Annotated in this window: 13 protein-coding genes and 1 other annotated feature; of the genes, 4 read left to right on the plus strand and 9 right to left on the minus strand. The window is 43.8% G+C overall.

Annotated features, from left to right (window positions below):
* Positions 1–8: 8 nt before the first annotated feature.
* Together A7D23_RS01630 and htpG are read right to left on the minus strand one after the other, a co-directional pair.
* Entirely contained in the window at positions 9–725 is a 717-nt protein-coding gene (locus A7D23_RS01630; protein WP_015043774.1) for a ZIP family metal transporter, read from the minus strand.
* A 7-nt stretch (positions 726–732) separates the two neighbouring features.
* Entirely contained in the window at positions 733–2,610 is a 1,878-nt protein-coding gene (gene htpG, locus A7D23_RS01635) for a molecular chaperone HtpG (protein ID WP_019226020.1), read from the minus strand.
* A gap of 379 nt (positions 2,611–2,989) precedes the next feature.
* On the opposite strand from htpG, the gene A7D23_RS01640 reads away from it, so the two are divergent.
* On the plus strand, positions 2,990–3,715 hold the full coding sequence (locus A7D23_RS01640; protein ID WP_019226019.1) for a hypothetical protein: 726 nt from the start codon (positions 2,990–2,992) through the stop codon (positions 3,713–3,715).
* A gap of 54 nt (positions 3,716–3,769) precedes the next feature.
* On the opposite strand, the gene A7D23_RS01645 is transcribed toward A7D23_RS01640, so the two are convergent.
* The 3 genes from A7D23_RS01645 to A7D23_RS01655 form a co-directional block, all read right to left on the minus strand.
* The gene (locus A7D23_RS01645) at positions 3,770–4,099 is read right to left on the minus strand and encodes a FeoC-like transcriptional regulator (protein ID WP_019226018.1); all 330 of its coding nucleotides are present in this window, start codon (positions 4,097–4,099) and stop codon (positions 3,770–3,772) included.
* A gap of 22 nt (positions 4,100–4,121) precedes the next feature.
* Positions 4,122–6,143: a ferrous iron transport protein B gene (gene feoB, locus A7D23_RS01650; protein ID WP_019226017.1), complete on the minus strand. Its 2,022-nt coding sequence runs from the start codon at positions 6,141–6,143 to the stop codon at positions 4,122–4,124.
* Positions 6,144–6,339: 196 nt separating this feature from the next.
* Positions 6,340–6,579: a FeoA family protein gene (locus A7D23_RS01655; protein ID WP_015043780.1), complete on the minus strand. Its 240-nt coding sequence runs from the start codon at positions 6,577–6,579 to the stop codon at positions 6,340–6,342.
* 240 nt (positions 6,580–6,819) lie between these two features.
* On the opposite strand from A7D23_RS01655, the gene crcB reads away from it, so the two are divergent.
* Both crcB and A7D23_RS01665 read left to right on the plus strand, forming a co-directional pair.
* A complete protein-coding gene (gene crcB, locus A7D23_RS01660) occupies positions 6,820–7,227 on the plus strand; it encodes a fluoride efflux transporter CrcB (RefSeq protein ID WP_019226016.1) in 408 nt (135 codons plus the stop codon).
* Positions 7,228–7,241: 14 nt separating this feature from the next.
* Entirely contained in the window at positions 7,242–7,580 is a 339-nt protein-coding gene (locus A7D23_RS01665) for a DUF190 domain-containing protein (protein ID WP_015043783.1), read from the plus strand.
* Between the two features lie 16 nt (positions 7,581–7,596).
* Here A7D23_RS01665 and murI read toward each other — a convergent pair whose 3' ends face one another.
* Positions 7,597–8,364 (minus strand): glutamate racemase, encoded by a 768-nt coding sequence (gene murI, locus A7D23_RS01670; protein ID WP_019226015.1) that lies wholly within the window; start codon positions 8,362–8,364, stop codon positions 7,597–7,599.
* Between the two features lie 231 nt (positions 8,365–8,595).
* On the opposite strand from murI, the gene speD reads away from it, so the two are divergent.
* The gene (speD, locus tag A7D23_RS01675) at positions 8,596–9,411 is read left to right on the plus strand and encodes an adenosylmethionine decarboxylase (protein ID WP_019226014.1); all 816 of its coding nucleotides are present in this window, start codon (positions 8,596–8,598) and stop codon (positions 9,409–9,411) included.
* A 79-nt stretch (positions 9,412–9,490) separates the two neighbouring features.
* Here speD and A7D23_RS01680 read toward each other — a convergent pair whose 3' ends face one another.
* The 3 genes from A7D23_RS01680 to A7D23_RS01690 all read right to left on the minus strand — a co-directional run bounded on the left by A7D23_RS01680 (position 9,491) and on the right by A7D23_RS01690 (position 13,059).
* Positions 9,491–10,984 (minus strand): 2-isopropylmalate synthase, encoded by a 1,494-nt coding sequence (locus A7D23_RS01680; RefSeq protein ID WP_019226013.1) that lies wholly within the window; start codon positions 10,982–10,984, stop codon positions 9,491–9,493.
* A 94-nt stretch (positions 10,985–11,078) separates the two neighbouring features.
* Positions 11,079–11,340 (minus strand) — a binding site (T-box leader).
* Between the two features lie 90 nt (positions 11,341–11,430).
* Positions 11,431–12,072 carry a polyprenyl diphosphate synthase gene (gene uppS / locus A7D23_RS01685; RefSeq protein WP_015043787.1) on the minus strand — a complete coding sequence of 214 codons (642 nt, stop codon included), beginning with the start codon at positions 12,070–12,072 and terminating at the stop codon, positions 11,431–11,433.
* A gap of 282 nt (positions 12,073–12,354) precedes the next feature.
* A complete protein-coding gene (locus A7D23_RS01690; RefSeq protein ID WP_019226012.1) occupies positions 12,355–13,059 on the minus strand; it encodes a CHAP domain-containing protein in 705 nt (234 codons plus the stop codon).
* Positions 13,060–13,317: the final 258 nt, after the last annotated feature.

The raw sequence follows: 13,317 nt of genomic DNA on the forward strand, positions 1-13,317 counted from the left end.
AGATAATTCTATGACAGGATTAATGCCAGAATGAAGCCGAGCATGATGCCGACATTGGCATATTCACTGTGGGAATGGTGGCTTTTCGGAATCAGTTCGTCACTGCTGATATAGATCATTGCTCCGGCCGCAAACGCCAGAAAGAAAGCGATGATAAGCGGAGAGATCAGGCCAAGAATCATTCCCAGCCCGGTACCGAGCAGCGTTGACATACCGGTCATGGTCGTGATCAGGACGACCCTCGATTTACGGACGTTGGCGAGACACAGCGGCATCGCCACACAAAGACCTTCAGCAATATTATGAAGACCGATTGTTAAGGCTGTCATGATACCCATGTGATACGATACTTCGCTGGTCGCGCCGATCGCGATCCCTTCGGGAAGATTATGCAGTGTAATTCCGAGCGCGATAAAATACCCCATCTTGGCATAGTTACTCAAATCCGCTTCAACCTTGTGAATGTGCGGCATTGAAATATCCACCAGAAACAAGAACAGAGCCCCGGCTGCAAAACCGGCAATACAAATGATACTGTTGCTCATGTCCAAGCTGGTCGGAATCAGACTTAAGGCAGATATCCCGATCATGATTCCTGACGCAAATCCGAGCGATATTGAAAGTATCTTGTTCGTGATATTTTTTATCGAGATAGAGATGACAGCGCCAAGCCCGGTAACCAGACCTGCTATCAACCCGTAGAGTAGAATGGTAATAATAATCACTCCGGTATTATTTCTTCACAACCGCTCTTTCCAGGATGTTGTAGAGTCTGCTGACCATACTCCTGGGATCGACGATCAGCCCGGCGGCAATCTGGGAGTTTTCCAGAATCTGTTCTGCCGCTGCCGCAGCAAATGTGTCGCCCGACTTGCGCAGCTCATTGATTCCTTGAATGACCGGATGCTGGCTGTTAATCTCCAAAATCCCCGCTGGGATACCTTCCATATCCTTATTCATGATTTGCATCATTTTCTGCATGCTATGCGTTCCGTATGAGCTGAGCACAACAGCGGGACTGTCCACGAGACGTTTGGAAGCACGCACCTCGGTTACCCTGTCCCCAAGAGTTTCTTTGAACCAATCCAATAAGGCCTTCACTTCATCCTCGGGAATATCACTTTCGGCATTACTGGGCTGCTCAGCATCTAAATCCGGCAGATCCTGACTGTCCTGTTCGGCCGCAACAATCTTCTTCTCTTTGAACTCTGGAAGCCCGCTTAAGATGTAGTCATCAATCGGTTCATACGTATAAAGCACTTCAATGCCCTTGTCCTTAAAGATCTCAAGATACGGCCCGGATTCAATCACTTTACGGTTGGAGCCGCTGACATAATAGATCGCTTTTTGTTCCTCTCTCATTCTTCCGACGTAGCCTTCCAGTGAAATCAGCTCACCTTCAGCCGTCATGTTGGATTCAAAGCGCAGGAGCCTGACCAGTGCGTCCTTGTGGGCATAGTCCGAAGCTGCTCCTTCTTTGATAAACCTGCTGAATTTTTCCCAAAATTGATTATATTTGGCCGGATCATCTTTGGCTTGTTCTTCGAGATACTTTAAAAATCTGCCAGTGACTACCTTGTTCAGTTTGGCGACAAGCGCATTGTCCTGAAGGGTCTCCCTGGAAATGTTCAGGGGAAGGTCATCACTGTCAATGACGCCGCGTACAAACCGCATCCACTCCGGCACGATGGCTTCGGATTTTTCCTGAATCAGGACTTTTTTGCAGAATAGGTTAACGCCTCTCTCCATTTTACTGAAGCCGAACCGCTCATAATTTTCTCCGGGCACAAACAGCAGTGCTTTAATGGAAAGCGGTGCATCGGAGGAAAAGTGCATTCTGTAGAATGGCTCGTCAAAAGCATTGTCAATATATTTATAGAATTCCGTATATTCCTGCTCACTGATTTCAGATGCGTTTTTCGTCCATATTGCTTCGACGGTATTGACCTTTTCACCGTTGACTTTCACTGGATAAGGGACAAAACTCGAATACTGTTTGATAATCCTGTTGATTTCGTCAGCTTTGCTGAAATTATAGGCATTTTCTTTTAACTGGAGAACGATCCTGGTCCCATAATTGCTTTGGTCACCCGGTTCTATTAAATAGCTTCCTGCTCCGTTTGAAGACCAGATCCAGCTTTCAGAGTCCGGTCTGAAAGAGCGGGTATAAAGTGTTACTTTCTCCGCAACCATAAACGCCGAATAAAATCCGACGCCGAACTGTCCAATCAGGCTTAAATCGGTATTGCTTCCGGATCCGGCCTTCCTGACCTCTGTCAGCTGTCTGATAAATTCCTTGGATCCTGAATGGGCGATCGTACCCAGATTTTCAATTAGTTCTTCTTTGGTCATTCCGATCCCATTATCGGTAATGGTAAGCGTGTGCTTTTCTTCATCCGTTTCGATGGAAATTTCCAGCGGCTGTTCGGATTCGCTTATCTCATTTTCGGTGAGCCTGCAGTAGCGCAGTTTCTCCGTAGCGTCAGCTGCATTGGATATTAATTCTCTTAAGAAGATCTCTCGCTCCGTATAGAGAGAATTAATAACAATATCCAGCAGCTGGGTGATTTCTGTCTGAAACTCCCTAGTTTCAACATTGTTATTCATCATTACCAACCCTCCCAATCATTTCATATGGCTGTGCTTTGGTCGAATCAAAAATCGACCATCATATTATACCATGGAATGGAAAAAAATCTAACATTCAAATACTTGTTCCTTCAAATACTTGTTCCTCTGACTTTTTATCACTGAAACCAAAAAAAATATTCCAGTATTCAGGATGGTGTTCTAATTTTTGGAATAAAATGATACGTATATAAAGGACTTTTTACGAGTCATCACGAAAAATAATATAACGAAATATCGTTTAACAAAATATCATTTTTGAAGATTTATTCGCTAATAGAGTTGCCATCATTCTTATGGAATGATTAAATCTTTAAATTCCATTATCCGAATACAAAAGAAGGTATAGGAGGAAAATATCATGAGATTGACGCGACGGTATCTTGCGCTTTTGCTCGTTTTGCTGCTTCTTTGCGTTGGGGCTTTATCCGGCTGCGGCGGGAAAGAAGAATCAGCTGCCCAAAATGAAGCAACCTCGGCTCCGACAGAAACAGAAACGCAAACTTTACCTGATGATAATGAAATTGTATCCGGTCTGATCGGAAAAGGACAGCTGGTCAAAGAGATGACCTATGATTATGTGATTGTTGGCGGCGGAGCATCTTCGGAAAGCAAAGTCTGGCTCAAGGATCAGAAAATGAAAATGGAGGGCACCTTTAACGGCCCAAAGATGACTTTTATTTTTGATAAGTCCAAGAAGGAGTTTACTACTTATATCTCGGGTCAGAACAGCGCCATGAGAATGACGTTAAGTGAATATAACGGTCCGGACATCACCACCCCTGTTGATTATGTCAGTGGTCTCGTTGAATCTAAGTATACAATAGGCGGGACTGAAACGGTCAATGGCATGGAGTGCAAAGTCCTTACTTTCACCAGCGAAGGATCAACTGTCAAGGAATGGATCAGCACCGAGTACGGCATTGTTGTGAAGGCCCAATATGAGGCAGGGGGCGAGATGACCACTATGGAATTCAAAAACCTGCAAATTGGAACAGGTGCCGTACCCGCTGGGACTTTCGACCTGCCGTCAGGAATGGAAGTGGTCGACATTAACGGCATGATGAATCTCGACAGCAATAAATAACAGATCATAGTAGATGAATGGTTTTTTCATATTTCCAACTGCTAGGGTGAACTCCTAAACAAGCGTAACTTTAAATCTAGAAGATACTGTTAATTGTTTTATACTGTTGGCAGTATTTTTTAAACTTTCCAAAAGCACCCTCCCCTTTGCCGTGAGCGTCCACAAGATTGCTCCCGCTTCTCCGTTTCCTTTGCTGCAGCAGCCCCCGCACCCCTTACATGGTTCATTGACGCAGGCTACATTATCCGCAGTCAGGTATCCAAGTCGTTGCAGGTCATTCAGCATCTGTTTGATCATCTCTGGATCGAGGTCTAATCTTTTTGCCAGCGAAGAAAAGGAGTTTGCTTGTTTATCGGCAATTTCTGTTAACAAATTGATCAGCATCGCAATACCTCCTGCCTATTCTTCAGATGAACAACGAACCGAGCTGAAAGATCAGCACCGCCGCGATCCAGCCAATGATCAGTGAGTAGAGAACAGAAAACAGTGTCCATTTAACAGAATTAGTCTCCTTTTTAATTATTCCGATTGTCGCTGCACAGGGTGAATAAAGTAGGGTCATTACCATAAAGGCATAGGCGGAGAGCGGCGTAAAATGCTGTGCTAAGACTGTTCCGAGCATTCCTTCGCCTGTCCCGTAAACCAACCCGAACGTCGCAATAATTGCTTCCTTGGCACCGATCCCGACAAGAAGTGCTACAGAAGCCTGCCAGCTGCCAAAACCAGCCGGGGATAATACAGGTGCGATGACTGCGCCTAATTTTCCAAGGAGACTTTCGGTACTGCCTGGTTCAACGCCGACTGGGAAAACAGAAAGTATCCAGATCAGAACGACGATCCCGAGGATCACAGTCCCTGCTTTTCTGACAAACGACTCCGTTTTTTCCCACATGTGCTGTATCAGGCTCTTCAGCGTTGGCAGACGATAAGGCGGAAGTTCCATAACAAAGTAGGATTTTTTCTGTTTGAACAGTGTTTCACTCAGGATTTTCCCCGCGGCAACAGCAACCATGATCCCTAAAAGGTACAGTGAAAAAATGACCAATCCTGCCAACGGTATGATGCCGATTGTTTTGCCCCTGAAGAATGCCCCGGCAAACAGCGCATAGACTGGAAGCCTAGCACTGCAGGAAATAAACGGACTGATTAAAATGCCGATCATGCGGTCTTTCCGGCTGTCCAAGGTTCGGGTGGACATGATTCCGGCCATATTGCAGCCGCTGCCGACAATCATTGCAACGGCCGTTTTTCCGTGCAGCCCGACAGCATTCATCAGCCGGTCCATAACATAGGCTGCCCTGGCCATATAACCGCTGTCTTCGAGAAAAGAAATCAAGAAATACATGGTAAACATCATCGGGACAAATACGAGTACAGAACCCACCCCGCCGATCAGGGCATCGCTGACAAAGGACTTAGCCAGGACCGGAGCGTTTACCAGCAAGCCGGAAACATACCGCCCCAGGATCCCGAAGGCGCTGTCCACATAGCCCCCAAGAACATTATTGCCGAGACCCATTGTGATCTGATACAGCAAAAACATGATTACAAAGAACAAAGGAATCCCGATCCATTTATTTGTCACGACCCTGTCAATCATTTCTGTCAGATCTCTTTGCGAAGGCGTTTCCCTACGGACACAATCCTTAATGATTTGGCCGATAAAGATATAACGCTGGTCTGCCAGATAGATTCCGGGTTCAAGACCAAAACGGCTGGTTATTCTGTCTTTTTCCTTGTCAGCCAGTTTTTCCAGGGTAGGACAACCTGCTATTTGCGTTTGAGCAAAAGCCTCATCCTCCAGCAGCCTGACAGCCACCAAGTTCGCCGATTCTTTACCAGCAATACCTTCTTCGACCAGGGCCTCAGCCAAAGCTCCAGATTCCCGGTTCATCGTTTGCCAATAGTCTGGCTGGACGGGCCGGCCTGGTTTTACTTTCATTGCCGCTGAAGTCTCCAGCAGCTCCCAAATCCCTTTGTTCTTCGTTGCCACTGTAGTGACAACCGATAGGCCAAGAGCATCTCTAAGTTTCGCTGTATTGATGAAAATATTCTTTTTCACTGCTTCATCTGTCATATTTAAAGCAATGATTACATTTGTATCCATCTCAATCAGCTGTAACGTGAAATAAAGATTCCTCTCCAGATTTGCTGAGTCAATCACGTTCACAACAACATCGGGTTTTTCCTGCAAAATATAGTTTACCGCAACCATTTCATCTTCCGAACTGGCGGAAAGACTATACGCCCCGGGTAAGTCAATTACGCTGATCTCATTCCCGTTGAAACTGACCGTACCTTCTTTTTTCTCAACGGTTACTCCCGGCCAATTGCCAACATGCTGCCTCGCGCCTGTCAACGCATTAAAAATGCTTGTTTTCCCGCAGTTTGGGTTTCCAACGAGAGCTATCGTAAAATTCTTTTCCATCTGTTATCCTTCCCCTGAAACACTTGCGATTAAGCATTTCGTACAATATTTGTTTCAATATTTATTGCTGTCTATTCCTGTTTTAACAAGGTATCATTTGCGGTGCTTATCATTCATAATCAAAGACTATATATGATAGTGATTATGATTATCATTTAATGGCCAAAAGTAGGGAGGCAGATTGCTATTATCTGTTTCAAATCTTCTCAACCTGAATTTTCCTGGCGTCGCTTTTACGGATAGCCAGATGATATCCTCTCAGATTAATCTTCATAGGGTCCCCCAACGGAGCTTGGCCGTCAACTTTAAATTCTGTCCCTTTGACCAGGCCCATATCTGTCAGTTTTTTTCTTAATACAGCATCCATGTGTATATTGACAATTCTGGCATTCGAGTTTACGGGTATCTTGTCCATTGTAAGGAAGGTAGCGTCCATTGCAGTCTCCTTATGAATTTTAACAATTTTATATTTTGTTCAAATTGTTATGACAATTTTGATAATGATTATCGAATTCATATTATTAATATAATGTTTATTGCTCAAAATGTCAATTCGTATCTTCCTATTCAAGTATTCAAGTATTCAAGTATTGAGCTTTTTTCCTGAGCTTTTATTGAAATATGCCGGAATGAAATGCTATACTTAAATAACTCTTTTTTCAGGGAGTATTTAACTTTGCAGGAGGCTGATCTTCCTTTGAGTTATTCCGTCTATCTGGTGATTGGTTTAGGCGGTGCACTTGGAGCTATTGCCCGCTATGTGCTCTCCACCTGGATTTATCAAAAATATTTTTATACTTTTCCCTGGGGGACCTTCGTCGTCAATATGCTGGGGTGTTTTGTGCTGGGTATTGTCTATGTACTAGGAGTCGAAAATCTGGTGACCAGCCCGAATACCCGTTTATTTATATCTGTGGGTTTTCTGGGTGCGTTTACAACCTTTTCTACGCTGAGCCTTGAAACCCTGAATCTTATTAAGAGCGGAGAGATTATTGTAGCTGTGCTGAACGGTCTGGGAAGCATGCTCGTCGGACTGATTGCCGTCTGGCTTGGAATGAGCCTGACTCAGCTATTAATAAAATAAAGGAAGGGATCTCGATGGTAAAAATATCTGGTCAGGCTAGAAGAATCCGTATCTATATTGGAGAAGCCAGTAAATATAAAGGAGTATCCCTTTATCACACAATTGTCTTAAAGGCCAAAGAGCTGGGCCTGGCTGGTGCGACTGTCTTCAGGGGAATTGAAGGATTCGGCGCCAATACGAGAATAAAAACGTCAAGAATACTGGACCTTTCCAATGACCTTCCGATTGTTATTGAAGTGATAGACAGCGCCGAATATCTGCAGGACTTTCTGCTTTTTTTGGACGAGGTCGTGAACGAAGGATTAATAACCATAGAAGATTTGGAAGTAATGAAATATTTGCCAAAAAAATAAAGCCGTCTTAGCGGCTTTATTGATTTTGATCCAGCAGCAGGAGATACCGGGCATAACGGGATTCCGGCAGCTCTTTTCGGCCTGAAGAATAGAAAGTGACCTGACCATGACCGTCCTCAGCAAAAAGTTTTCTTTCAGTCAGGATTTTTTTCAGATAATTGACGGTTCCGGTACTTCCATCAATAATGTGCGTATCAGCAGGAAACAGTTCCTGCAGAATCCGCTTAAAATATGGAAAGTGTGTGCATCCTAAAACGACAGTACCATACTCGGTCAAATTATGAATGCCAAGTTTGCGATTCAGGTATTTCTGGATTTCATCTTTGTCAAAATAAAAATTCTCAGCATATTCAACAAGCTCCGGAAATGCTTTGCCATCTACAAGATGGTCCTGATCCAGTCTGGTGACTAGATTTTGATACTTTTCTTCGCGAAGTGTGAGCGGGGTGGCCATGACCAGTATTCTCTTGCAACCATTATTTTCGACAGCTGGTTTTACTGCCGGTTCCATGCCAAGGATTGGAAAATCATATCTTTGGCGAAGCTCATTGATGGCAATACTCGTCGCCGTATTGCAGGCGACTACCAGAACTTTTATCCCTTCAGCAGCCATGAAATCAACAGCATCCAAAACCAGTTTCAGGACTTCTTCCTTGCTTTTGGTCCCATAAGGCACATGATCAATATCCGCGTAATAAATAAAATCCTCCCGGGGCAGCTGCTTTATCGCTTCATGCAGTACGGTGATTCCACCGACCCCGGAGTCAAAGAAGCCTATGCGCATTTTTTTCAACTCACAAACTTTGTTTTTTCTTAATAAATTATAACCTATATCTTGTTAATCTTACAAAGAATATTATCACCATTTTCGTCTTGTTTTTAAAAGAATTTGTTTAAAAATTTTTGTTCAAAAAATATTCGAACTGTCTATAGAAAAAGCTAAAAAATATGTATAATAAAGTAGTTACTTGAGAGAAAAAGGCTTAAAAATAATATTTGGTATAGGTGCAAGAAAATGAATATAAAACCTATCAATAAAAAATTAAAATTATATGGTTTTAACAACCTGACGAAAACGTTGAGTTTTAATTTCTATGATATCTGCTATGCTTTATCGCAGGATCAACATAAGAAATACATTGAGTACATTGATGAAGAATACAATGCCGACAGGCTGGTTAAAATTCTGACTTCTGTCGCTGAGATCATTGAAGCCAATATTCTGAATATCGCCAATCAGGATTACGATCCTCAGGGTGCCAGTGTCACCATGCTGGTCGCTGAAAATCAGATTATGGTCCGTGAACCGATGGAAATTCTTGAAAACGAAGCCCCGGGTCCTGATTCGCAGTCATTGGTCGGTCATCTGGATAAAAGTCATATTACAGTGCATACGTATCCGGAAAACCACCCTGACAAGGGGATTAGTACGTTCCGGGCCGATATTGACGTCTCCACCTGCGGCCAGATTTCGCCGCTAAAGGCTTTAAACTACTTGATTACAAGCTTTGAACCGGATATTGCGATTATCGATTACCGTGTCCGGGGCTTTACACGGGATGTTAACGGTAGAAAATATTTTATTGATCATAAGATTAATTCCATTCAGAATTTTATTTCGGAAGAAACCAGAAACCGATATCAGCTGATCGATGTTAATGTCTATCAGGATAATATTTTTCACACCAAGATGCTTTTAAGAGAGTTTGATCTTGATCATTATCTGTTCGGAGCTGAAAAAGAAGAGATATCCTCCAGCAAAAGAAGAAGGGTCAAACAAAGAATCAAACATGAGATGCAGGAGATTTTTTCCGGGAGAAATGTTTTCTAAATGCTTTATGAATCTTAGAAAAGGCGGTGTCGCAAACTACGAAAAAAGTAGTTAGTCGACACCGTCTTTTCCTTGTCTGTTAGCTTAGTTTGGAGACGGCATCAGCATACGCATGGGCGCTGGCATCGATGACGTCGGTACTTACTCCCTTGCCGACATAATAATTTCCGTCGGCAAAAATTTTAACAGTTGCATTCCCCAACGCCTCTTTACCGCGGCTTACAGATTTGATACTGTAATCTTCGAGCCGGACTTCCTTACCGGTAATCCTATCAATTGCTTTAAACACCGCATCGACAGGACCGTTTCCGATCGCGGCATCGGTTATCTCCGTGCCCTGTATTTCCAGGGTAACAGCAGCGGTGGCCGACTGCTTCCCTGATGTAGCTACGGATATATTCTTGACCTTGATCCCGTTTTGCTCGGGTATTCCCGTTCCCATCAGAACATGAAGATCTTCATCATAGATCTCCTGTTTCTTATCAGCCAACAATAAAAATTCTTCGTAAAGGGTATTCATCTGGCTATCTTCCGGCTTATATCCGAGTTCTTCCAGCCTGTGTTTCAGCGCATGCCTTCCTGATCTGGCACTCAGGACAATCTGGTTCCTCGGTACGCCGATGATCTCCGGATCAATAATTTCATAGGTCTGTTTCTCTTTCAGGATACCATCTTGATGAATGCCGGAAGCATGCATGAACGCATTTGTCCCAACTATCGCCTTATGGCTCGGTACAGGAACCCCTGTGATTGAGGAAACCAGTCTGCTGGTCGCGGCAATTTCCCGGGGGTTTACAGCCAAATCGATGCCGTAGCGATCTTTCTGGGTATACATCGCCATAATGACTTCTTCTAAAGCAGTATTGCCGGCTCTTTCACCTATCCCGTTGATAGTGCCTTCCACTTGATCGGCCCCGGCCATAACGCCAGCTAGGGTGTTTGCTGTGGCCATTCCAAGATCATTATGACAATGGACACTTATTTTCACCCGGTCAATATTAGGGACATTCGTTTTGATATAGGAGACCAGTTCGCCGAATTCCCAAGGAGTCGCGTATCCCACAGTGTCCGGGATATTTACGACTGTTGCTCCGGCTGTAATTACGCGCTCAAATATCTTAGCCAGAAAATCATAATCACTCCGAAAAGCGTCTTCAGCATAAAACTCGACATCGTTCAGATATTTTTTGGCATGTCTGACAGCTTCTTCAGCCTTTTGGACCACCTGTTCCGGTTTTAGCCTGAGTTTTTTCTCCATATGAATCGGGGAAACGGCGATTCCGGTATGAATTCTAGGGTTCTCAGCTTCTTTGAGGGCCTCGGCACAAAGGTCAATATCTTTTTTCACGCAACGGGTCAGTCCACACACTGTGATTCCCTTAACTTCCCTGCCAATGATTTTCACAGATTCGAAGTCCCCGGGAGATGAAGCCGGAAAGCCCGCCTCCAAAATGTCTACGCCGAGTGTAGCCAGCTGCTTGGCAATCTCTAGTTTTTCCCGGACATTTAACGTGATCCCGAGAGATTGTTCACCATCCCTTAACGTGGTGTCAAACAAATATAATCTGCGCATTCTAATACCTCCTCATTATAGTTTGTCGCTCCCTGCCATTTGTTGAATCGCGTCATTCGTCCATTCTTGGACATCAAAAAGCCCTCGTCTCAATTAATGAGACGAAGGCCAATTCGCGGTACCACTCATGTTAACGGCACATGCCGTTCACTCTACAGGATGCGGGAAAACAGTGAAACCATCTTCCGATATCCCCTTCCTTTTAACGGTGGAAGACTCCGTCCGGTCCTACTGCCTGAATGGTTTCAGCCGGCAACTCAAGGGGGAGTTCAGTCTTTCGTCTTGACCGCTTTTCACCAGCCTGCGGCTCTCTGCACAAATACTCCGGACTTATTATTCCCTGTCATCATCTTTTCATATATTTCTATTCACTATATCAGTCCAATAACTTCTTTGTCAATACCTTTATTCACCGAGACTGTGCATTCTCCACTCACATTCTTTTTCTAACCGCCTAAAGTAATATCCTGCGTATTATACCACTTCAGAGCATCATAGAAATGCTCCTCCTTAAAATCAGGCCAGTAATCATCGAGTACATAGAAATCCGCATAAACACTTTGTGCAGGCAGGAAACCGCTGAGTCGGCGTCTTCCTCCCCAGCGGATCAGCAAATCAACTCTGGAAATATCATTTGATTTTAACTCTTTAATAACCTTTCTCTTATTCTTTTCGGCAGTACGAAGATTTCCCAGATCCCATTCCCAGCCGTAATTGACGAGAAAATTCACTCTAATGCCGCCTTTGCCGACTTTTGTCCGACGCGTATATGGCAGCAGCGCTTTGGGGAACATCTTAGATTCTGTATCGCCAATCACTAACAAGGACACGTCCTCGCTCGCAATCATACCAATTGCATCAATGCAGGCCTGCACAAAAGCTTTCTTCTGAGTAGCTGGTCTTTTGGTATTATCCACTGTAAAACCATAATAGGTCAGTTCTTTGACGCCGGCTCCCCTGCATAATTTCAGAAGTTTAAGTCCCGGGTCCAGACCTTCCCGGTAGCCCATCTCCTTTGGTAATCCATTGTTGTCTGCCCATCGCCGGTTGCCATCTGGGATAACCCCAATATGATTGGGAATTCTCATTCTGGATACTCCTTTACACTATGCCGATAATGTTCGATATTCTCTACAGGTTTACCATTATTGTTTCCAATTATCGTAGATTATTACAAATTATTTTCAGCTAATAAAAAGAAATCTTTGCTGACGCCACGCCTTGGCGTCAACCATAGCTGCATTTAGTAGAAAGTAGTATTTCTACTTTTTGATATACTAAAATGACTGAGTCGAAATTCTCCATCTCGACTCAGCCTTAATATTTTTCTGGTTTCTCAATTTCTTAAATTTTTGCTGTTATGGCCAGGTTTACCTGCTGCTAGCTCTGAGCCATCCGGCCGGTTCTCTGTCTCCGGATATCGTATAGGTACCATCTTTGTAAACAAGACTGTATTTTTCCCTGGGAACCTCTGAGTTCTGCTGAATGACTTCAATCCATTCGTCAGCCACTCCGCAGATAATTGCAACGTGACCGTAAGACCCCTCATTGAAGACCAGCAGGTCTCCTTCCCGGGGTTTTTCATTCCCTCCGTTAACGTACTGAACAAGACCTCTCTGTTCATTCAGTTTTCCCTGTGCCAGCATCGGATTAAAGAAATATTTGGCGTTTCCAGCGCCGTCAGGCATCTCATGATGATAGATTTCATAATAGAATCGTTTTACAAATTCTACGCACTGCCACTTGTAGCCGTAATAATAACCATCTTTACTATAACTTAAGCCGTGACTGGACATATAATCCGCGCCATTGGAATAGACTGCCACACCTTTGTATTCATCGATTTTCATACCGGCTGCAACGTCAGCCTGCCGGATGAGACGCGCAGTGTCCGCTGCTTCACTGGAATGATCAGCCGTTTGGGCACCGTAGCTTGAGTCTGTCTGAGAATGATCGAGTGCATTGCCGGAAACTATTTTGGATCCCGTTACGACTGCTAAGGCAAATACGATGATTAAGATGGCGAGCAACGGTGTCTTGTTTCGTCTGCGATAGTATCGTCTGGATTTCCTCATCGGGTCTGCTCCTTCATGATGTGTTTTATACTCGTCCACATGAAATTATATATTTCTCTGCCTATTTAAGCAAGTCTAGCCCATAAAATGCTGATTGCAGAATGCTGTTGAAACAGCTCCAATAAAATATGGACAAAATCTGATTACAGAATAAATAAAATAAAAATCAGGAAAAATAAATTAATTTGAAAAAAAGTTTAAACGTATTATAATGTTAAAGGTTAAGTCCTCTTCACATGCAGGACGATTGGCAAGTAT

Source organism: Dehalobacter sp. TeCB1 (genome assembly GCF_001707455.1).
GTDB lineage: Bacteria > Bacillota > Desulfitobacteriia > Desulfitobacteriales > Syntrophobotulaceae > Dehalobacter > Dehalobacter restrictus.